The organism is Microvirga mediterraneensis, assembly GCF_013520865.1.
Lineage (GTDB): Bacteria > Pseudomonadota > Alphaproteobacteria > Rhizobiales > Beijerinckiaceae > Microvirga > Microvirga mediterraneensis.
This window is the reverse complement of sequence record NZ_JACDXJ010000001.1, coordinates 1,759,515-1,778,824: the sequence shown is the minus strand read 5'-3', so window position 1 is coordinate 1,778,824 and position 19,310 is coordinate 1,759,515. Positions and strand designations below refer to the sequence as shown.

The 19,310-nt window shown below is 63.9% G+C and carries 19 protein-coding genes; 15 read left to right on the top strand and 4 right to left on the bottom strand.

What is annotated here, in order from left to right; genetic code table 11:
- Positions 1-4: 4 nt before the first annotated feature.
- Together mobA and H0S73_RS08350 are read left to right on the top strand one after the other, a co-directional pair.
- Positions 5-631, top strand: coding sequence for a molybdenum cofactor guanylyltransferase MobA (gene mobA, locus H0S73_RS08355; protein WP_181051718.1), 627 nt, complete (start codon positions 5-7; stop codon positions 629-631).
- Complete coding sequence (locus H0S73_RS08350) at positions 628-858, top strand: sulfurtransferase TusA family protein (protein WP_181051717.1); 231 nt, start codon at positions 628-630, stop codon at positions 856-858. The genes mobA and H0S73_RS08350 overlap by 4 nt, the downstream gene beginning before the upstream one ends.
- 40 nt (positions 859-898) lie before the next feature.
- On the opposite strand, the gene H0S73_RS08345 is transcribed toward H0S73_RS08350, so the two are convergent.
- Complete coding sequence (locus H0S73_RS08345) at positions 899-1,075, bottom strand: CsbD family protein (protein WP_009763666.1); 177 nt, start codon at positions 1,073-1,075, stop codon at positions 899-901.
- Between the two features lie 354 nt (positions 1,076-1,429).
- Here H0S73_RS08345 and H0S73_RS08340 point away from each other — a divergent pair, with 354 nt between their 5' ends.
- Entirely contained in the window at positions 1,430-2,212 is a 783-nt protein-coding gene (locus H0S73_RS08340; protein WP_181051716.1) for an ATP-binding protein, read from the top strand.
- 18 nt (positions 2,213-2,230) lie between these two features.
- Here H0S73_RS08340 and H0S73_RS08335 read toward each other — a convergent pair whose 3' ends face one another.
- Positions 2,231-3,484 carry a glycerate kinase type-2 family protein gene (locus H0S73_RS08335; RefSeq protein ID WP_181051715.1) on the bottom strand — a complete coding sequence of 418 codons (1,254 nt, stop codon included), beginning with the start codon at positions 3,482-3,484 and terminating at the stop codon, positions 2,231-2,233.
- Positions 3,485-3,643: 159 nt separating this feature from the next.
- On the opposite strand from H0S73_RS08335, the gene H0S73_RS08330 reads away from it, so the two are divergent.
- Both H0S73_RS08330 and H0S73_RS08325 read left to right on the top strand, forming a co-directional pair.
- On the top strand, positions 3,644-4,444 hold the full coding sequence (locus tag H0S73_RS08330) for an HAD-IIB family hydrolase (protein WP_181051714.1): 801 nt from the start codon (positions 3,644-3,646) through the stop codon (positions 4,442-4,444).
- 14 nt (positions 4,445-4,458) lie between these two features.
- Positions 4,459-5,301, top strand: coding sequence for an endonuclease/exonuclease/phosphatase family protein (locus H0S73_RS08325; protein ID WP_181051713.1), 843 nt, complete (start codon positions 4,459-4,461; stop codon positions 5,299-5,301).
- A 72-nt stretch (positions 5,302-5,373) separates the two neighbouring features.
- Here H0S73_RS08325 and H0S73_RS08320 read toward each other — a convergent pair whose 3' ends face one another.
- A complete protein-coding gene (locus H0S73_RS08320) occupies positions 5,374-6,861 on the bottom strand; it encodes an NAD-dependent succinate-semialdehyde dehydrogenase (RefSeq protein ID WP_181051712.1) in 1,488 nt (495 codons plus the stop codon).
- Between the two features lie 317 nt (positions 6,862-7,178).
- Here H0S73_RS08320 and H0S73_RS08315 point away from each other — a divergent pair, with 317 nt between their 5' ends.
- From H0S73_RS08315 to H0S73_RS08290, 6 genes are all read left to right on the top strand, one after another.
- Positions 7,179-8,387 carry an ABC transporter substrate-binding protein gene (locus H0S73_RS08315; RefSeq protein WP_181051711.1) on the top strand — a complete coding sequence of 403 codons (1,209 nt, stop codon included), beginning with the start codon at positions 7,179-7,181 and terminating at the stop codon, positions 8,385-8,387.
- 116 nt (positions 8,388-8,503) lie between these two features.
- The gene (locus H0S73_RS08310) at positions 8,504-9,262 is read left to right on the top strand and encodes an ABC transporter ATP-binding protein (RefSeq protein WP_181051710.1); all 759 of its coding nucleotides are present in this window, start codon (positions 8,504-8,506) and stop codon (positions 9,260-9,262) included.
- A complete protein-coding gene (locus tag H0S73_RS08305; protein ID WP_181051709.1) occupies positions 9,255-9,962 on the top strand; it encodes an ABC transporter ATP-binding protein in 708 nt (235 codons plus the stop codon). The genes H0S73_RS08310 and H0S73_RS08305 overlap by 8 nt, the downstream gene beginning before the upstream one ends.
- Positions 9,963-9,968: 6 nt before the next feature.
- Positions 9,969-10,856 (top strand): branched-chain amino acid ABC transporter permease, encoded by an 888-nt coding sequence (locus H0S73_RS08300; RefSeq protein ID WP_181051708.1) that lies wholly within the window; start codon positions 9,969-9,971, stop codon positions 10,854-10,856.
- 58 nt (positions 10,857-10,914) lie between these two features.
- Positions 10,915-11,835 carry a branched-chain amino acid ABC transporter permease gene (locus H0S73_RS08295; protein ID WP_246389243.1) on the top strand — a complete coding sequence of 307 codons (921 nt, stop codon included), beginning with the start codon at positions 10,915-10,917 and terminating at the stop codon, positions 11,833-11,835.
- Between the two features lie 68 nt (positions 11,836-11,903).
- On the top strand, positions 11,904-13,544 hold the full coding sequence (locus tag H0S73_RS08290; RefSeq protein WP_181051706.1) for a GMC family oxidoreductase: 1,641 nt from the start codon (positions 11,904-11,906) through the stop codon (positions 13,542-13,544).
- Between the two features lie 880 nt (positions 13,545-14,424).
- Here the strand turns inward: H0S73_RS08290 and H0S73_RS08285 are convergent.
- A complete protein-coding gene (locus tag H0S73_RS08285; protein WP_181051705.1) occupies positions 14,425-15,117 on the bottom strand; it encodes a FadR/GntR family transcriptional regulator in 693 nt (230 codons plus the stop codon).
- A 302-nt stretch (positions 15,118-15,419) separates the two neighbouring features.
- Between H0S73_RS08285 and H0S73_RS08280 the strand changes: the two genes are divergently transcribed.
- From H0S73_RS08280 to H0S73_RS08265, 4 genes are all read left to right on the top strand, one after another.
- The gene (locus H0S73_RS08280) at positions 15,420-16,433 is read left to right on the top strand and encodes an aldo/keto reductase (protein WP_181051704.1); all 1,014 of its coding nucleotides are present in this window, start codon (positions 15,420-15,422) and stop codon (positions 16,431-16,433) included.
- A gap of 5 nt (positions 16,434-16,438) precedes the next feature.
- Positions 16,439-17,275 carry an amidohydrolase family protein gene (locus H0S73_RS08275; RefSeq protein ID WP_181051703.1) on the top strand — a complete coding sequence of 279 codons (837 nt, stop codon included), beginning with the start codon at positions 16,439-16,441 and terminating at the stop codon, positions 17,273-17,275.
- 142 nt (positions 17,276-17,417) lie between these two features.
- The gene (locus H0S73_RS08270; protein WP_181051702.1) at positions 17,418-18,158 is read left to right on the top strand and encodes an ATP-binding cassette domain-containing protein; all 741 of its coding nucleotides are present in this window, start codon (positions 17,418-17,420) and stop codon (positions 18,156-18,158) included.
- Entirely contained in the window at positions 18,158-19,207 is a 1,050-nt protein-coding gene (locus H0S73_RS08265; protein ID WP_181051701.1) for an ABC transporter permease, read from the top strand. Before H0S73_RS08270 ends, H0S73_RS08265 begins: the two co-directional genes overlap by 1 nt.
- Positions 19,208-19,310: the final 103 nt, after the last annotated feature.

The following is a 19,310-nucleotide window of genomic DNA, read 5'->3' as shown; positions in this document are numbered from 1 at the left end:
CGGCATGACGGCGCCTCCCACGCTCGGTGTCGTGCTGGCGGGAGGCCTGTCGCGGCGCATGGGCGGCAGCGACAAGGTCCTTCTCACGGTCGACGGGCTCACGCTTCTGGACCATGCGGTGCAGCGTCTTGCGCCGCAATGCGATGGCACGCTCGTCAATGCGAACGGCGACATCGCCCGTTTCCGCACATTGGCCCATCCCGTCGTGCCGGATTCGATCGATGGTCACCTGGGTCCGCTGGCGGGCATCCTGACGGCTCTCGAATGGAGCGCCATCCATCGTCCCGAACTCGAATGGGTCGCGAGCGTCCCGGGCGATACGCCGTTCATCCCGGACGACCTGGTCCGGCGGCTGCATGACGCGCGTGTCGAGGCGGAACGGCCCCTCGCCTGCGCATCGTCAGGCTCGCAGATTCATTTCGCCGTCGGCCTCTGGCCCGTTTCGCTGCGGCACGATCTGCGTGAAGCTCTCTTGGAGAAAGACATCCGCAGCATCAGGGACTGGGCGCAGCTCCATGGATATGCGAAAGCCTCATGGCCCATCGAACCAACGGATCCGTTCTTCAACATCAACACGCCCGAGGATCTGGCGGAGGCGGACTTATTGGCACAGCAAGGGGGCATACGATGACCGAGCTCGATCTATCCGGACTGAAGTGCCCGCTGCCCGTTCTGCGCACGCGGAAAGCCCTGCGCTCCATGGCGCCAGGCGAGCGGTTGCACGTCATCTGCACGGATCCGCTCGCGGGGATCGACGTGCCCAACCTGATCCGGGAAACCGGCGATATTCTGGAAGAGCAGAAGCAGGAAGCCTCCCGGATCAGCTTCCTGATTCGAAAGGCCGAACACTCCATATGAAAAGGCCCGGCATGCGCCGGGCCCGTTCGATACTGTGCGATCAGGGATTCTTGCGCAGCGAGTCCTTGATGCCGCCGACGGTGTTCTGGATCTTGCCTTCGGCTTTATCCATCTTGCCTTCGGCTTCCATCTTGGAATCACCCAGGGCTTTGCCCAGGCCTTCCTTGATGCGGCCCTTCACGTTCTTCATGCTGCCTTCGGCGCGATCGTTATCCATGATGCTTCTCCTGAAACTGGACTTCAGTTGGGGCAACGCAGGCCTGAAGGGTTGGTTTCAACGAAAGGCGCCCTGCGACAATGCCGATCCTGATCGGATCAAGTGGCTCTTTCCCGAAAGAAAAACGCCTTACCTTCTCCGTCCGAGCAAGACATAAATTCGGAATTTCGAGTCGATTCCGGCTGCATTGACTTGCTGTTTTCCGAGAAACACTTCCGCCTCTAGATCCAAAAGCCTCATTCGGCTTCACTTCACGATCCTGTTCTTTCTCGCCGCAGGTGGGGTGGACAATCAATCTAAAGGCACTAATTCGGACCCGGAGCAAAACGTTATAAAGTAATATAGGATCGATCCGTGTCCGCAGCCCCCCGACGTCCCCAGCGGTCCACGCCCAGGACCTCCCGAAACGGGAATAACCGCACCGCAGCGAGAACCTCGGCTCATTCGATCGATCGGGTCGCTCTGCTGGCTCACCAACTGCGAACGCCTCTTTCGGCCATCAATGCCCTGGCGCAAGGCCTGATCCGGCGAGCCGACCGTCTGAACCCCAAAGATATCCGGGCAAAAGCCGAGAAAATCTGGCGCGCGAGCCTGCGCCTCGACGAGCTGATCGAGACGATCCTGTCCTACACACGGGCTACTGCCGGCGGGATCGTGCTCAATCCAAGCGAATTCAATCTCGAGGAACTCATCCGCCGGGCGTGCCGGGAACAGGGCGGACTGGAGCCCGACCGCCCGTTCCGGCTCCAGATTCGCGGATTGCCGGAAATCGTCATCGGCGATCCGATCCTGCTGGAGCAGGCCCTCGTCATCGTTGTTTCGAATGCCATGAAATATTCGTGGCCCGATCAGCCGATCGAGGTCTCGACCCGCAGGAGAGGCAGCATGATCCGCATCGTCGTCAAGGATCGCGGGCTCGGCATTCCCGAGCGGGACCTTCCCTTCATCAAGCAGCCCTTCTTTCGTGCTCAGAACGTGAGGAAGCTCCCCGGCACAGGCCTCGGCCTGAGCCTCGCCTGGTACATCCTCAAGCTTCACGGCGGGGACCTGGAGATCGAAAGCCAGGAAGGGCATGGGACCAAGATCACGATGATCGTGCCGGAAACGAATACGGTCGGGCTCAGCTATTCCATATGAACCGCCATCACACGCCCCTTATGGGCGAATGAGGATGCACCGGAAGTCGTTCACGTTGGTCAGGGTCGGGCCGGTCACGATGAGCCTGTCGAGCTGCGCGAAGGCCGTGTAGGCATCGTTCCTGTCCAGATGCGACGCAAGGTCGATCCCTTTCGCGCGAGCGCTCTCGAACAGGCCTCCGTCGAACCAGGCGCCCGCATTGTCCTCCGAGCCGTCGATGCCGTCCGTATCGCAGGCGATGGCCGCAATCCTGCGCTCATCCTTCAAGGACAGAGCCAGGGACAACAGGAACTCGGCATTGCGTCCGCCCCGCCCCTGCCCGCGTACCGTCACCGTCGTCTCGCCGCCGGAGAGCAGGACGCACGGCGCTTTCGCCGGCTGCCCGTGCAGCAGGGCGGACCGTGCGATGCCGGCCATGACGCGCCCGACCTCCCGCGCCTCGCCTTCGAGCGCATCGCCCAGGATAAGCGGCGTCAGTCCCAATTCACGGGCTTTCTCGGCAGCCGCGTCGAGCGCCATCTTGGGCGTGGACAGCATATGCACCGCGCCGCCGGCCACGGGCTCGGCGACGGCATTGGCCCGGATGGTCCGGAGGACGTGTTCGGGCACGTCGATGCCGTATTTGCGCAGGATCCCGAGAGCCACATCGGGATCGACGCGCTCGGGGATCGTCGGGCCGGATCCGATGCTTCCGGGATCGTCGCCCGGAACGTCCGAGATCAGGTAGGTGACGAGCCGCGCCTCGCCGATGGCGGCCGCGAGCCTGCCGCCCTTGATCGCCGAGAGCGACTTGCGCACCAGGTTCATCTCCCCGATGGGAGCGCCCGACTTCAACAGCGCCCGATTCAGATCCTGCTTGTCGGCGAGGGTCACGCCCTCGGCCGGCAGCGACAGGAGCGCCGAGGCGCCACCGGACATGAGGCACACGACGAGATCGTCGGGACCCGCTTCGCGCGCCAAGGCCAGGATGCGCCCGGCGGCCTTCAGCCCGGCCTCGTCCGGGACAGGATGCGCGGCCTCCACGATCTCGATGCTTCGCGTGGGCACGGCGTGTCCATACCTGGTGACCACGAGCCCTTCGCAGGTTCCTCCCACACGACCCCAGGCCGCCTCGAAGGCCGCCGCCATGCGGGCCGAGGCCTTTCCGGCGCCGAGGACGATCGTTCGCCCTTTGGGCCGAGGGGGCAGGCGACCGTCGAACTGGCCGTCCGGGAGCGCCGCCTTGAGGGCGGCATCGAACAGCGCGATGAGGATTTCGGCATCGTTTGGCATGGCGCCACTTTACGTCAGAAATTCCGCGCGTGAAGCCTGAAGCGGCGGATTGCACACAGGCGGCCCGGTTCTTGATCAAAGCTCTTGGACCTCGCCGCGGGATCGTGCTTAAAGACCGGCCATTAGCCGCCTTACATTTCCAAGACTTCAAGGATGACCATGACGCCCCTCTCACAGATGCCGCTGGAAACGGCACGCTCCGTCCGTGTGGTGCTGACCGATATCGACGACACCATCACGTCGGAAGGCATGCTGACAGCCTCGGCCTATGGTGCGTTGGAGGAGCTTCATCGGGCAGGCTTCCTCGTTATTCCCGTGACGGGCAGGCCGGCCGGATGGTGCGATCATATCGCCCGCATGTGGCCGGTGGATGCGGTGGTGGGAGAGAACGGCGCCTTCTATTTCCGCTATGACCGCGCGCGCAAGACGATGCAGCAGCGTTTCTGGGCGAGCCCGGAAGAACTGAAGCGCAATCGCGCCAAGCTCGATGCCATCGAGGCGGAAGTGCTCGCGAGCGTCTCCGGTTCGGCTCTCGCCAGCGACCAGGCCTATCGCGTGGCGGATCTCGCTATCGACTTCTGCGAGGATGTGCCCGCTCTGCCGGAGTCGGAGGTGGACAGGATCGTGTCCATCTTCGAGCGCGCGGGCGCACAGGCCAAGGTCAGCTCCATCCATGTGAACGGCTGGTTCGGCGACTACAACAAGCTGAGCATGGCCAAGACCCTTTTGTCCGACGTGTTCGGCGTGGATTGGGAAGAGGCGAAGAAGTCCGTGGTGTATGCGGGCGACTCGCCGAACGACGAGCCGATGTTCGCGGCCTTTCCCTTGAGCGTCGGCGTCGCCAATATCGAGGCCTTCGCGCATCGCCTGGCGAGCAAGCCCGCCTATATCACGAAGGGCCATTCGGGCGACGGCTTCGCCGAACTCGCCCGCCTGCTGCTGGATGCAAGACGCGGATAAGAGGCCTTTCTCCCATGAAGCTCGTCACCTGGAACATCCAATGGGGCCTGGGCTGCGACGGAAAGGTCGATCTTGCGCGCATCGTCGACGATGCGCGCTCGTTCTGCGACGCGGACGTATTCTGCTTCCAGGAAATCTCCCACGGCTTCGCCCCGCATGACGGCCACGAAGATCAGCCCGCGCGGCTGGCGTCGCTCCTGCCCGGTTATGCGGCGATCTTCCGCCCCGCCGTCGAGATGCGGGACGGCAATGGCAGGCCGCAGGTCTTCGGCAACATGATCCTGTCGCGCCTGCCCGTGCTGCAGGTGACGAGCCACATGCTGCCCTGGCCCGCCACCGAGGTGCGCAGCATGCAGCGGCAGGCCCTGGAGGTGGTCGTCGCGACGGATGCGGGACCGATCCGCGTCACCACCTGCCATCTCGAATATCATTCGCACGAGCATCGGCAGGCTCAGGTCGGGCGTTTGCGGGAGTTGTACGAGGACGCGGTGAAGCGGGCGTGGCTCGCATTTCGAGATGCGACGGACGGGCCCTACCGCACCCTCCCGGCGGCCATCGGATCCATCGTCTGCGGCGACTTCAACATCGAGCCGCACGATCCGGTGTATGCGCAGATGCAGCAGCCCTTCCCGTCGGACGTTCCGCCCTTCGTCGATGCCTGGACGGCGCGACATGGGGCGATCCCACATCCGCCGACCACCGGCGTCGCGGATCACGTGCAATGGCCCCAGGGGCCGCATTCACGCGATTACATCTTCGTCTCGGAGGATCTCGCCGGCCGGATCGTCGATGTCAGCGTCGATGGGGCCACCACCGCGTCCGATCACCAGCCCCTAGCGATGACGCTGGCCGCATAGAAGCGCCCGGCATCGTGCCGATAAAATCGAAAAGGCCCGGCCGCTGCGAACGGTCGGGCCTTTTGCTGTCTCTTAAAGACCTGCGATGTTGATGTACTTGATTTCGAGGAAGCCCTCGATGCCGTATTTGGAGCCCTCGCGGCCGAGCCCCGACTGCTTCACCCCGCCGAACGGCGCCATCTCGTTGGCGAGCGCCGGCGTGTTCACCCCCACCATGCCGCTCTCCAGCGCCTCCGCCACCCGCCAGACCCGGGCCATGTCCCGGGCGTAGAAATACGACGCCAGCCCGAACTCCGAGTCGTTCGCCATCGCGATCACCTCCGCCTCGTCCGTGAACGTGATGATCGGCGCCAGCGGCGCAAACGTCTCCTCCTTCGTCACCTTCATGCCCTGCGTCACGCCGGTCATCACCGTCGGCTCGAAGAACGTGCCGCCGAGATCCGAGCGCCTACCGCCCACCAAGAGCTGGCCGCCCTTATCCAGCACGTCCCGGACATGCTCCTCCATCTTGGCCACGGCGCGCTCGTCGATCAGCGGCCCCATGGTCACGCCGGCTTCCGTGCCCCGGCCGAGCTTGAGCCCCTTCGCCCTGGCGGCGAGCTTCTCGGCAAAGGCCTCGGCCACGCCCGCCTGCACGTAGATCCGATTGGCGCACACGCAGGTCTGGCCGGCATTGCGGAACTTCGAGGCCATCGCGCCCTCGACCGCCGCATCGAGATCGGCATCGTCGAACACGATGAACGGCGCATTGCCGCCGAGCTCCAGCGACAGGCGCTTGATGCCGTCGGCGGCCTCCTTCATCAGCCAGCGGCCCACGCCGGTCGAGCCGGTGAAGGTGATCTTGGCCACCTTCGGGTTGCGGCAGAACTCCTCGCCGATGGGCCGGGCCTCGCCGGTGACGACCGAGAACGCGCCCTTGGGGACGCCGGCCCGCTCGGCCAGGACGGCGAGCGCCAGGGCCGAGAGCGGGGTCTGGGCGGCGGGCTTGAGCACCATGGTGCAGCCGGCGGCGAGCGCCGGGCCCACTTTCCGGGTGATCATGCCGTTGGGGAAGTTCCAGGGCGTGATCGCCGCGCACACGCCCACCGGCTGCTTGAGCACCACGATGCGCTGGGACGGCGAGGTGCCGGGGATGACGTCGCCGTCGATGCGCTTGGCTTCCTCGGCGAACCACTCGATATAGGCGGCGTTCGAGATCACCTCGGCCTTGGCTTCGGCCAGCGGCTTGCCCTGCTCGGTGGTGAGGATGAGGGCGAGGTCGTCGGCGTTCTCGACAATCAGGTCGTACCAGCGACGCAGGATGGCGCTGCGCTCCTTGGCGGTGCGCCGGGCCCAGTCCTTCTGGACCTCATGAGCCTTATCGATGGCGCGCCGGGCCATCTCGGGGCCGAGATCGGGCACGTCGCAGATGAGGGCGCCGTCGAACGGGTCGGTGACCGGGATGGTCCGGCCGTCCGGCGCATCGATCCACGCCCCCGCCACATAGGCCTGAGACACCAGCAAAGACGGGTCCTTCAGGTCCACGACACGGCGATCCACAGGCTTTGCATGAACGGTCATCTGAGACGTCTCCAATCTCGACAAGGGCAAGGACGGGAAGCTTCAGCGAGATATAGGGGCTGGATCCGTCTCTGTGAACCGCAGAAGCTGCGGAGCAGGGTTACGGGCCACGCGGCAGAGCTCCATGGCCGATGGGGGTGCCCGTGCCTGAAAATGAGGCAGAAACAGAAGGATAGCTGCGACTTAAGGATGACCCCTTCTCGCATTGCACAAGGCACGAGTCGCGGTACCTTTCTGACCATTGCCGGGCGCCCAAGGACGCCACGGCCCCAACAATGGCCGGATCAACCGGTCTCGGCACGAAGGGAAGGAAATCGATGCGAGTTCTCAGCAAAATTCTGTTCGCTCTCAGCTGCACCGTTACGGTGCAGTCGGCCTTTGCGCAGCAGGCCTCCGACGGCGTGGTCAAGATCGGCATCCTGAACGACCAATCCGGCGTCTATGCGGATTTCGGCGGCAAATCCTCGGTGGAGGCCGCCCGCATGGCCGTGCAGGATTTCGGCGGCAAGGTTCTCGGCGTGCCCGTCGAGATCGTCAGCGCGGACCACCAGAACAAGCCTGACGTCGCGGCCAGCATCGCCCGGCAATGGTACGACACCGAGAAGGTCGATGCCATCATGGAGCTGACCACCTCGTCCGTCGCCCTCGCGGTCCAGGGCCTGTCCAAGGACAAGAAGAAGATCACCATCACGACGGGCGCCGCCACCAGCGACCTGACGGGCAAGCAGTGCACGCCGTTCGGCTTCCACTGGGCCTACGACACCCACGCGCTTGCGGTCGGCACCGGCGGCGCGCTGGTGGAGAACGGCGGCAACAAGTGGTTCTTCCTCACGGCCGACTACGCCTTCGGCTATTCTCTCGAGGAGCAGACCTCCAAATTCGTGAAGTCGAAGGGCGGCCAGGTCCTCGGCTCCGTCCGCCATCCGCTGGCGGCGACCGACTACTCGTCCTTCCTGCTGCAGGCCCAGAGTTCCGGCGCCAACGTGATCGGCCTTGCCAATGCGGGTCTCGATACCGCGAACGCCATCAAGCAGGCGGCGGAGTTCGGCATCACCCAGGGCGGCACCCGTCTGGCGGCGCTGCTCTTCACCCTGGCCGAGGTAAAGGGCCTCGGCCTGAAAGCCGCGCAGGGCCTCACCCTGACCGAGGGCTGGTATTGGGACCAGAGCGACGAGAATCGCGCCTTCGCGAAGAAGTTCCAGGAAAAGACCGGCCGCATGCCCAACATGATCCACATGGGCACCTACTCGGCCGTGATGCAGTACCTGAAGGCGGTCGAGAAGGCCGGCACGGACGCGACCGAACCGGTCGCCAAGCTCCTGCACGAAATGCCCGTCCAGGACGTCTTCGCCAAGAACGGCAAGGTGCTGCCCAACGGCCGCATGGTCTACGACATGTATCTCTTCCAGGTGAAGAAGCCGGAAGAGAGCAAGAGCGACTGGGACATGTACAAGCAGCTCGCCAAGGTGCCGGGCGACCAGGCTTACCTTTCGCTGGCCGAGAGCGGCTGCCAGCTCACGCAGTAATCTCCCCTTCGCGGGACGGTGTGAGCCGCCCCGCCACATCATCCGACAACGGCTGGCTCGAGCCTCGCGCCCGAACCAGCCGTCGCATCCTCAGCAAGAGAGTGTCGGCCCATTCAATGGTCAGTACGCAACCAATCTTGAGCGCCACCGGTCTCACCATGGAGTTTCGCGGCTTCTTGGCCGTGAAGGACGTGACGCTGTCCGTCCATGAAGGCACGATCCATGCGTTGATCGGCCCCAACGGCGCCGGCAAGACGACCGTCTTCAACCTGCTCACGAAGTTCCTCACGCCGACCCGCGGGCAGATCGCGTTCAAGGGCTCGGACATCACGGGCTTGAAGCCCGCCGAGGTGGCCCGTCTCGGGCTCGTGCGCTCCTTCCAGATTTCCGCCGTGTTCCCGCACCTCACCGTGCTCGACAACGTGCGCGTGGCGCTGCAGCGTCCCTCGGGCCTCGCGACGCAGTTCTGGCGCTCCTCCTCGTCCCTTTCAGCCCTCAACGACCGCGCGATGGAGCTGATCGATGCGGTGGGCCTCAGGCCCTATGCGCATCTGCCGGCCGTCGAGTTGTCCTATGGGCGCAAGCGGGCCCTCGAGATCGCCACGACGTTGGCCCTCGATCCCGCCATGCTGCTGCTCGACGAGCCCATGGCCGGCATGGGCCATGAAGACATCGGCCGCATCTCCGACCTGATCCGGCGCATCGCGCAGAACCGCACGGTCCTGATGGTCGAGCATAACCTGAACGTGGTGTCGGACCTCTGCGACCGGGTCACCGTCCTGGCGCGCGGCGAAATCCTCTCCGACGGATCCTACGACACGGTCAGCCAGGACCCGCGCGTGCGCGAAGCCTATATGGGAACAGAGCATGAGTAGCGCTCCTCTTCTCGAAGTCCGCGGGCTCAATGCCTGGTACGGCGAAAGCCATGTTCTTCACGGGGTCGATCTCGACATCCGCGAGGGCGAGACGGTCACCCTGCTCGGCCGCAACGGCGCGGGCAAGACCACGACCCTGCGCGCCATCATGGGCATCCTGCGCCGTCGCGAGGGCGTCATCCGTCTGCGGGGCAAGGATCTTCTCGGCCTGCCTCTCCACAAGGTCGCTCAGTCGGGCCTCGGCTACGTGCCCGAGGAGCGCGGGATCTTCGCGAGCCTGAACGTTTCCGAGAACCTGATGCTGCCGCCGACCGTCTCGGACGGCGGCATGAGCGTGGAGGAGATCTACGGCCTCTTCCCCAACCTGTACGAGCGCCGATCGAGCCAGGGCACGAAGCTGTCGGGCGGCGAGCAGCAGATGCTCGCCATCGCCCGCGTGCTGCGCACGGGCGCGCGGATCATCCTTCTCGACGAGCCGACGGAGGGCCTGGCTCCCGTCATCGTCCAGCGCATCGGCGATGTGCTGGTCGCCTTGAAGAAGCGCGGCATGACCATCCTGCTCGTGGAGCAGAACTTCCGCTTCGCGAAGAAGGTGGCCGACCGCTTCTACCTCATGGAAGACGGGCGTATGGTGAACGCGTTCCCCGGGCATGAGCTCGATGCGCGCATGGACGAACTCCACGAAGTTCTCGGGGTGTAGAGCATCATGAGCACCATTTTCGGCATTCCCGCTCCGGCCCTCTACGGCCAGATCCTCATCGGCCTGATCAACGGCTCCTTCTATGCCATGCTGAGCCTGGGTCTCGCGGTGATCTTCGGCCTGCTCCGGGTCATCAATTTCGCCCATGGCGCGCAATATATGCTCGGCGCCTTCGCCGCCTACCTGCTCCTGAGCTATTTGGGGATCGGCTATTGGCCGGCACTCATCCTGGCCCCTCTCATCGTCGGCGCGATCGCGGTCGTGATCGAGAAGACCATGCTGAGCCGGCTCTACGGTGTGGATCCGCTCTACGGCCTTCTGCTGACGTTCGGCCTTGCGCTCATCCTCGAAGGTGCCTTCCGCTACTGGTTCGGCGCCGCGGGCCAGCCCTATTCCCCTCCCCCGCAGCTGACGGGAGCCGTCAATCTGGGCTTCATGTTCATGCCGATCTATCGCGGCTGGGTGGTCATCGCATCCCTGGTCATCTGCCTGGGCACGTGGCTTCTCATCGAGAAGACGCGGCTTGGCGCCTATCTCCGCGCCGCGACGGAAAACGCCACGCTCGTCCAGGCCTTCGGCGTGAACGTACCCCTGCTCCTGACCCTCACCTACGGCCTGGGCGCGGCGCTGGCCGGGCTGGCCGGCGTGCTGGCGGCCCCGATCTACCAGGTGAGCCCGCTGATGGGATCGAACCTCATCATCATCGTGTTCGCCGTGGTCGTCGTCGGCGGCATGGGGTCGATCCTGGGCGCCATCGTGACCGGCTATGTGCTCGGCGTTCTCGAGGGGCTGACGAAGGTCTTCTACCCGGAAGCCTCGAGTGTCGTTATCTTCGTGATCATGGCCATCGTTCTGCTCGTCAGGCCGGCAGGTCTCTTCGGGCGGGAGGAGTGATATCATGGCTGTCGGAACCCAATATCTCGCGGAACAGCCCAGGCTCCGCACATCCTCCATGGTGCTCGGAGCGGTCGCCATCGCGGCCCTGATGGCGGCACCGTTCTTCTTCTACCCCGTCATGCTGATGAGCGTGCTCTGCTTCGCGCTCTTCGCCTGCGCGTTCAACCTGCTCATCGGCTATGTGGGCCTCCTCTCCTTCGGCCACGCGGCCTTCTTCGGTGGAGCGGCCTATTTCACCGCCCATGCGGCCAAGGTGTGGGGGTGGGAGCCCCTGACCGCGATCCTGCTGGGCGTGGCGGGAGCCGCCGCCATGGGCCTTGTGATCGGCTTCGTGGCGATCCGCCGCCAGGGCATCTATTTCGCCATGATCACGCTGGCCCTGTCGCAGATGTTCGCCTTCATCTGCCTGCAGGTGCCCTTCACCCACGGCGAGGACGGCATCCAGGGCGTTCCGCGCGGCCATCTGCTCGGCGTCCTCGACCTCAACCAGCCCCTGACCATGTACTACGTCACGCTGGCGATCTTCCTGTTCGGCTTCTTCTCCATCTGGCGCATCGTGAACTCGCCCTTCGGCAACATCCTCAAGGCGATCCGCGAGAACGAGCGGCGGGCGGTCTCCCTCGGCTACCGGGTCGACCGCTACAAGCTCGGCGCCTTCGTGATGTCGGCCGCGCTGGCGGGACTGGCGGGCGGCACGAAGGCCATCGTGTTCCAGTTCGCGACGCTCACGGACGTGCAGTGGCAGATGTCCGGCGAGGTCATTCTCATGACCCTTCTCGGCGGCATCGGCACCATGATCGGCCCCATCGTGGGCGCCGGTCTGGTGATCGCCCTGCAGAACTATCTGGCGGCCTCCGCCTTCCCCGTGACGGTGCTGATCGGCATCATCTTCGTGATCTGCGTGCTCCTGTTCCGCCGGGGCATCGTGGGCGAGATCCTGGAACTCATGAGACGCAGGTCCAAAAGCGCTTCCTAAGGGGCGAATGACGCAACCTCTGCCGGCGCTCGTGGACCGAGCGCCCGCTCATTGCATCGAGCCGTACCATGTCAGGCAGCGATACATTCGATTACGTGATCGTCGGCGCGGGATCAGCCGGGTGCGTGCTGGCGAACCGCCTGTCCAAGGATCCCCGCAATTCCGTCTGCATTCTCGAGGCCGGCGGCAAGGACAACTGGATCTGGTTCCACATCCCGGTCGGCTATCTTTTCGCCATCGGCAATCCCCGGGCCGACTGGATGTTCAAGACCGAGGCCGAGCCGGGCCTGAACGGCCGCGTCCTGAATTATCCGCGTGGCAAGGTCCTGGGCGGCTGCTCGGCCATCAATGCGATGATCTACATGCGCGGTCAGCGCGAGGATTACGACAACTGGCGCCAGATGGGCCTGACGGGCTGGGGCTGGGACGATGTGAAGCCGATCTTTCGCCAGCACCTCGATCACTACCTCGGGGCCGGCGAGCACCACGGCATCGGCGGTGAATGGCGCGTCGAGGCGCCCCGGACCCGCTGGGACCTGCTCGACACCTTCATCGAAGCCGCCGTCGAAGCCGGCATCCCTCGCGTCAGCGATTTCAATACCGGCAGCAACGAGGGCATCTCTTACTTTCACGTCAACCAGAAGAGCGGGCGGCGCTGGTCCTCGGCGCGCGGCTTTCTCAAGCCGGCCTTGTCCCGCCCCAATCTCGAGGTGGAGATCCAGGCCCATGCCACGCGTGTCCTGTTCGAAGGCAGGCGCGCCATCGGGGTCGAAATCCTTCAGAACGGCACCCTGAAGCGCATCTTTGCCCGGAAGGAAGTCGTTCTGTCCGCAGGCGCTATCGCGTCTCCGAAGCTCCTGCAATTGTCAGGCATCGGGGACGGCGCGTATCTCCAGCAGCACGGGATCGAGACGCGCCACCATCTGCCGGGCGTCGGGGAGAACCTGCAGGATCATCTGCAGCTGCGCCCGATCTACAAAGTACATGGAGTGCGAACGCTCAACGAGGATTACCGGTCGCTTCTCAAGAAGGCCCATATGGGACTGGAATACGTGCTGTTTCGTCGAGGCCCGCTAACGATGGCTCCCTCGCAGCTGGGAGCCTTCACACGATCGTCGCCCGAATATGCCACGCCGAACCTCCAGTTTCACATCCAGCCCCTGTCCCTCGACAGGTTCGGAGAAGATCCGCACCCCTTCCCGGCCTTCACGGCGAGCGTCTGCAACCTGCGTCCGACCAGCCGGGGCAGTGTCAGAATCCGCAGCGGCGCGCCGGACGACGCGCCCTTTATTCGCCCGAACTATCTGTCGACATCGGAAGACCAGGGCGTGGCGGTGGATTCCCTGCGCCTCGTCCGGCGCATCGTTTCGATGCCTGCCCTCCAGAAGTACCGCCCGGAGGAATACAGGCCCGGCGCTCAACTGACGACGGACGAGGAACTCCTGAATGGAGCACGGGAGATCGGAACCACGATCTTCCACCCCGTCGGAACGGCCAAGATGGGGATCGACAGCGATCCGATGGCCGTCACGGACTCGCGCCTGCGCGTGCGCGGCGTCGAGGGTCTGCGCGTCGTCGATGCATCCGTGATGCCGACGATCACGAGCGGGAACACGAATTCGCCGACCCTGATGATCGCCGAAAGAGGAGCCGCAATGATCCTGGAGGATCAATCGCACATCGCCACGCCTTCTCTGCATTCGGCATAAATGGCCCCGGTTCCTCGGCCCGTGAGCGATAGAGCAGCTTTGCGTACCGCGTAGAGGTGATTCCGACACCTCCGCTCCGCCTTCAACTTGGCTCTCCGAACAACGTCACGGGTTTATAATCCTCTAAAGACTATAATGTCTTATGCAAAGATAGAACTCTGAGCTTTGCATGAGCTTTTTCTCAGGGCGCCACGATGTTGCCTTATTCAGCCAGCAGAACATCACCAATGGTTATCAAGGATTAACCTTTGATATCCGAAAGGTTCCGAGGGCTTAATTTCAACACTTGGCTCCTTGTGTAAGTATACTGCGTTTCCTTCCCGCCATCTTTCTGGCAACCTCTCCACATAACTGGATAGTTTTACTCAAAGAGCTCAGCAAAGAGGCTCGCTGAATTCGGGGCAGATGAAATGGCATTGAATTATTCTGTCGCGCCAAGCTGCGCGACATAAATGGGACGACTTCCACCGATCGGGCTTTCCAGTCCGACAGGTTCATGGGCCGCTCAGGACCGTGCTGACATCGACGGGCGGCATGATGCGTTTTGGCCTCTCTTTTGGGAGAACCAAAGCTCTCTTTCACCAACGTTTCCATCATCGACAACGCCAGGACGGGAGATCTTTTCAAGACGCGGACGGTACAGGTTCTAGAGCATCAAGCCCAAACGTTGATTTGCACTTATGGGGCGAGAACCACGCGGAACTGACGCATCGGATTTCATTGTCATTGAATTGCGATTCCAATCACACTCTGTGAAAGCATTGCTCACAGCGTATGATTTGAACTTCCAAGGCCGGGATCGCATCCCGGCCTTTTCTTTGCGTAGGCGTCGACGTCCTTACGCCATCACCTGGAGTATGAGCGACTTCGGCCCCATGCCTCACTCCCCGAGCCACCGCCGCTTCGACGCATCGAGATGCATCCGCATTGCAGCCTGCGCCAGCAGCGGATCGGCACACTCGAGAGCTGCATAAATGGCTTCATGCTCGAGAAGTGCCGTGTGCCAGCCCTCGCGGCTGTCGAACCGGATTCTGAGCTGGGCGGAGATCGGACTGTGACGCTCGTCGAACAGCTCGCGCACGATGCGCATGAGCACCGAATTGCCCGACAGGCTCGCAATAGCGAGGTGGAATTGGCGATCTTGCTCAAGCGGATCGCGCCCAAGCGCGATGTCGGCTCGCATTCCCTGGATCGACGCCTGAAGGGAGGCGAGCCCTTCAGGCGTTATGCGGGCACAGGCAAGGGCAGCAACCGTCCCTTCGATGGCGGAACGCGCCTGCATGAGCTCGGAAGGACTCTCGCCCATCGCATGCGTCGTGCCGGCGGCACGCTCGACCGGGGCGCAGACATAGACGCCGGACCCAGACCGGATTTCGACGCTGCCATCGATCTCCAGGGCGATGAGGGCCTCCCGGAGTGATGGGCGCGAAACGCCCAGTTGCTGCGCGAGGTCGCGCTCGGCGGGAAGACGCGTCCCAGGCTGGAACTGGCCGCCGTGGATGAGGCCGCGGATCTGATCGGCCACTTGCTGATAGAGGCGCCGGGGCTCGGTTGGCTTGAGAGGAATGGACATGGACCGGAACCTGCAATTGGCCTGACCATAGATCCCGCTCCGGTGCCTGACAACGCGGAACGACCCCTATTTCTTGGTCGATCCTTTAAACTTGACCGATCGTCATCGCTGGCCATATTCCTATTGTTCCTAGATTGGCCTGACCAATTCAAGCGCAAAAGCCCTGCGGAGAACGGGGCCAAGTTCAGACAACAAGCTGCAGAGGGAGGAAGCATGCGCGGCGTGTCGGCCCATCTCCACCATTGCACCGGCATGCCGGAACGGCCCGAGGCTCTGTTTCGCGCGGCGATCAAGGGCGCGTCATGAGAATCTCCGACCGCCGCACTCTCCCCCGCAAAGAGCTGTCCCTTACGATGCTCGGGCTCGGCAGCGCGCCGATGGGAGGGCTCTTCAGCCCCACGAGCTTTGCGGAAGCAGAGGCCACGACCGAGGCGGCGTGGGCTCATGGCATCCGTTATTTCGATACCGCACCCTACTACGGCTACACGAGATCCGAGCGTCGCCTCGGCGCCCTGTTGTGCGACCGCGAGCGGGACAGCTATGTCCTCAGCACGAAGGCCGGGCGCCTGATGGTGCCAGACGGGACCGTCAGCGCCGAAGAAAACGGTTGGGTGCATCCTCTCCCGTTCCGCCCCGTCTACGACTACACCTACGATGCGATCCTGAAGTCGTTCGAGGACAGCCGGCAACGCCTCGGAATCCTCAAGATCGACATCCTCTACATTCACGACATCGGCCGCTACACCCATGGCGACCGGCATGAGCATTACTGGCGCCAGCTGACCGCCGGCGGCGGGTTCCGGGCTCTCCGGGAACTGCGCGGCAGCGGGCATGTCACGGCCATCGGGCTTGGGGTCAACGAGGCCGAGGTGGTTCATGATGCCATGGGGGAAGCGGATCTCGACGTCGTCATGCTCGCGGGCCGCTACACGCTGCTGGAGCAGATGAGCCTTCCCTTGCTTGAAGAATGCGCACGTGTAGGAACCGGGATCGTCATCGCCGGTCCGTTCAATTCCGGCATCCTCGCCGGCAGCAACAAGTTCGACTACGCGGATGCTCCGCCGGATGTCGTGCGGCGCGTACATGCCCTGAAGGCGGTGTGCGACGCATTCGATGTCCCGCTCCCGGCTGCGGCCTTCCGCTTCCCCCTGGCCCATCCGGCCGTCGTCTCCTGCGTGACCGGAGCCCGCGACGCCGAGCAGCTTCACACCAACGTGGCGTGGTTCGAGAAATCCATTCCCGACGAACTCTGGACGGCGCTGAGAGAGGCCGGATTGTTGGACGAAGCCGCCCCTCTCCCGCGTGAAAGCGAATAAGCTCCATGCGGATCGATGCCCACCAGCACTTCTGGCTGATGCGCAACCGACAAGGTCAATGGCCGCCGCCGGATCTGGTTGGCATTCATCGCGATTTCATGCCGCAGGACCTGGAACCCATTCTGAAGGCATGCGGCATCGGCGGCACGATCCTCGTGCAGTCGCTCCCCACGATGGACGATACCGACTTCCTGCTGGATCTGGCAGATCGGCATCCGTTCATTCTCGGCGTGGTCGGCTGGGTCGATCTCAAGGCGCCCGATGCGGCGAGCCATGTTGCCCGGCTCGCGGCACATCCGAAGCTGAAGAGCCTGCGGCCCATGCTGCAGGACATTCCGGATGTCGACTGGATCGACGACCCGCGTCTCGATGCCTCCGTCACGGCCATGAAGGAAGCGGATCTGCGCTTCGACGCTCTCGTGATGCCGCAGCACCTGAGAGCCCTGACGGCCTTCGCCGGGCGCTACCCTGATCTGCCCATCGTTATCGATCATGGCGCGAAGCCACGCATTGCGGCGGGTGAGATCGCTACATGGCGCGAAGCCTTGGCGGAGTTGGCCGCTCTTGCGAACGTATCCTGCAAACTGTCGGGCCTTCTGACAGAGGCAGGCGAACGCCGCGATGCGGAGGCGATCAGACCCTATGCCAATGCTCTGCTCGAATTGTTCGGCCCCGAGCGCCTGATCTGGGGCAGCGACTGGCCAGTCCTGAGGCTTGGCGGCAGCTACGAGGACTGGCTCGCCATGTGTCGGGCGTTCGTTCCACCCGATCATCACGATGCGGTCTTCGGCCGGAATGCCGCACGCTTCTACAAGCTCGACGGAAGCAAGGAATCCGCATGACGCAGAGGATGAAGAGTGTCCGTTCTGCGCACGTCTCTTCCCCCGAAGGTGCAGATGACATTGCCTGCGGTCCCGTGCTTAGATCAACCATGGCGCAAAGACGCCGCACAGGCGAGAGCCTGGCATAAAGGGAGGAACGGTCTTGTCACTCCTCGTCCTGCAAGACGTCGGGAAGGAATTCGGTGCCATCCGGGCCCTGTCTCACGTCAACCTCACGATCAAACCCGGCGAGGTCGTCGGCCTGATGGGCGACAACGGCGCCGGCAAGTCGACCCTGGTGAAGATCATCGCCGGCAACTTTCCGCCCTCGCACGGCAAAGTGCTGTTCGAGGATCAAGAGGTCCATTTCACGCGACCGGTCGATGCGCGCTCCGTCGGCATCGAGGTCGTCTACCAGGACCTCGCCCTCGCCGACAACCTGACGGCTGCCGCCAACGTGTTTCTCGGGCGAGAATTACGGCGCAAGGTCGGACCTTTCTCGTTCCTCGATCATGCCGCCATGAACCAGCGGACCGCGGCCCTCTTCCGCGAACTCAAATCCGAGACACGCCCCGACGATGTCGTCCGCGCCATGTCGGGCGGCCAGCGGCAGGCGGTCGCGATTGCCCGCACGCGGCTCGCCAAGGCCAAGCTCATTCTCATGGACGAGCCGACGGCCGCCATCTCCGTCCGACAGGTCGCCGAGGTCCTCGATCTCATCCGTCGCCTGAAGGATGCGGGCATCGCCGTGATCCTGATCTCGCACCGCATGCCGGACGTCTTCTCCGTCTGCGAGCGGGTGGTCGTGATGCGACGCGGGACCAAGGTCGCGGATAAGCCCATCGATCAGTCGAGCCCCGAGGAAGTCACCGCGCTGATTACGGGCGCCAAGGAAGCGGCGTGATGAGCGAGCTATCTCCGGCAACCAGTTCCGACACGACCGATTTCTCGAATGTGGGCCGAGCCCGGTGGTGGCGACGCGGCTTCTTCGCGAGCCAGACGGCTTATGTGGCGGCCGCGCTGATCGTCATCATGGTCGTGATGTCGTTCCTGAGTTCAGCTTTCCTGAGCCCGGGAAACCTCGCCAACGTGGCGAAGAACTTCTCCTTCGTCGGGATCGTGACCTTGGGCGTCACGCTCGTGATCGTCACCGGCGGCATCGATCTCTCCGTCGGCTCGACCATGGCCCTGTCGGCCATCACCTGCGCCATTGTCATGCAGGCGTTGAGCGGCACGGCACTCGACAACATTCCACTCGCGGGCATGATCGTCTCGCTCGGCGCGGGCCTCGGCGTCGCGCTCCTGATCGGACTGGCGAACGGCCTGCTCATCGCCCGTATCGGCCTCTCGCCCTTCGTGACGACGCTCGGCATGCTGTCGATCGTCCGCGGCCTTGCCTATGCGGTCACAGAAGGACGTGGACAGGCGCCGACCGGACCGGACGTGAACCTCTTCTACGACATCACCGACGGCAACATCGCCGGCGTGCCGGTGGCCGTCATTTACCTGCTCGTTCTCGCAGTGATCATCGGCATCGTGCTTCACCACACGGCTTTCGGGCGGCACGTCTTCGCGCTCGGCGGCAACGAGAAGGCCGCGGCGCTGACGGGCGTGGCGGTCGAGCGGGTCAAGATCGCCGTCTACGTGCTGTCCTCTCTGTCGGCCGGCTTCGCCGGCATCCTGATGGTGGGATGGCTCGGATCCGCACCGGCCAATCTCGCGACGGGCTACGAGCTGACGATCATCGCCGCGGCGGTGATCGGCGGCGCGAACCTCAGCGGCGGCATCGGCGGGCCGGCAGGCGCGGTCATCGGCGCCCTGCTCATCGAAGTCATCCGCAACGGCCTCGTTCTCGCGGGCATCAACGCCTATTGGCAGATCGTCCTCGTGGGCGGGATCATCATCCTGGCTGTCCTCGTCGATCGCCTGCGGACCCTGCGCATGACGTCCTGAACACCGTTGTCGGAGGCCAGCACCGCCTGCCTCCAATGCGGACACAAGAAGCCGGACGGCAGACGCCGGTCATGAGATCCCATCAAAGGGGCTGAGAACCAAC

Excerpts from the sequence above, each read along its gene's own strand:
- mobA (WP_181051718.1), top strand. The coding sequence starts at position 5 with ATGACGGCGCCTCCCACGCTCGGTGTCGTGCTGGCGGGAGGCCTGTCG.
- H0S73_RS08350 (WP_181051717.1), top strand. The coding sequence starts at position 628 with ATGACCGAGCTCGATCTATCCGGACTGAAGTGCCCGCTGCCCGTTCTG.
- H0S73_RS08345 (WP_009763666.1), bottom strand. The coding sequence starts at position 1,075 with ATGGATAACGATCGCGCCGAAGGCAGCATGAAGAACGTGAAGGGCCGC.
- H0S73_RS08335 (WP_181051715.1), bottom strand. The coding sequence starts at position 3,484 with ATGCCAAACGATGCCGAAATCCTCATCGCGCTGTTCGATGCCGCCCTC.
- H0S73_RS08330 (WP_181051714.1), top strand. The coding sequence starts at position 3,644 with ATGACGCCCCTCTCACAGATGCCGCTGGAAACGGCACGCTCCGTCCGT.
- H0S73_RS08325 (WP_181051713.1), top strand. The coding sequence starts at position 4,459 with ATGAAGCTCGTCACCTGGAACATCCAATGGGGCCTGGGCTGCGACGGA.
- H0S73_RS08320 (WP_181051712.1), bottom strand. The coding sequence starts at position 6,861 with ATGACCGTTCATGCAAAGCCTGTGGATCGCCGTGTCGTGGACCTGAAG.
- H0S73_RS08315 (WP_181051711.1), top strand. The coding sequence starts at position 7,179 with ATGCGAGTTCTCAGCAAAATTCTGTTCGCTCTCAGCTGCACCGTTACG.
- H0S73_RS08310 (WP_181051710.1), top strand. The coding sequence starts at position 8,504 with ATGGTCAGTACGCAACCAATCTTGAGCGCCACCGGTCTCACCATGGAG.
- H0S73_RS08305 (WP_181051709.1), top strand. The coding sequence starts at position 9,255 with ATGAGTAGCGCTCCTCTTCTCGAAGTCCGCGGGCTCAATGCCTGGTAC.
- H0S73_RS08300 (WP_181051708.1), top strand. The coding sequence starts at position 9,969 with ATGAGCACCATTTTCGGCATTCCCGCTCCGGCCCTCTACGGCCAGATC.
- H0S73_RS08295 (WP_246389243.1), top strand. The coding sequence starts at position 10,915 with ATGGTGCTCGGAGCGGTCGCCATCGCGGCCCTGATGGCGGCACCGTTC.
- H0S73_RS08290 (WP_181051706.1), top strand. The coding sequence starts at position 11,904 with ATGTCAGGCAGCGATACATTCGATTACGTGATCGTCGGCGCGGGATCA.
- H0S73_RS08285 (WP_181051705.1), bottom strand. The coding sequence starts at position 15,117 with ATGTCCATTCCTCTCAAGCCAACCGAGCCCCGGCGCCTCTATCAGCAA.
- H0S73_RS08280 (WP_181051704.1), top strand. The coding sequence starts at position 15,420 with ATGAGAATCTCCGACCGCCGCACTCTCCCCCGCAAAGAGCTGTCCCTT.
- H0S73_RS08275 (WP_181051703.1), top strand. The coding sequence starts at position 16,439 with ATGCGGATCGATGCCCACCAGCACTTCTGGCTGATGCGCAACCGACAA.
- H0S73_RS08265 (WP_181051701.1), top strand. The coding sequence starts at position 18,158 with ATGAGCGAGCTATCTCCGGCAACCAGTTCCGACACGACCGATTTCTCG.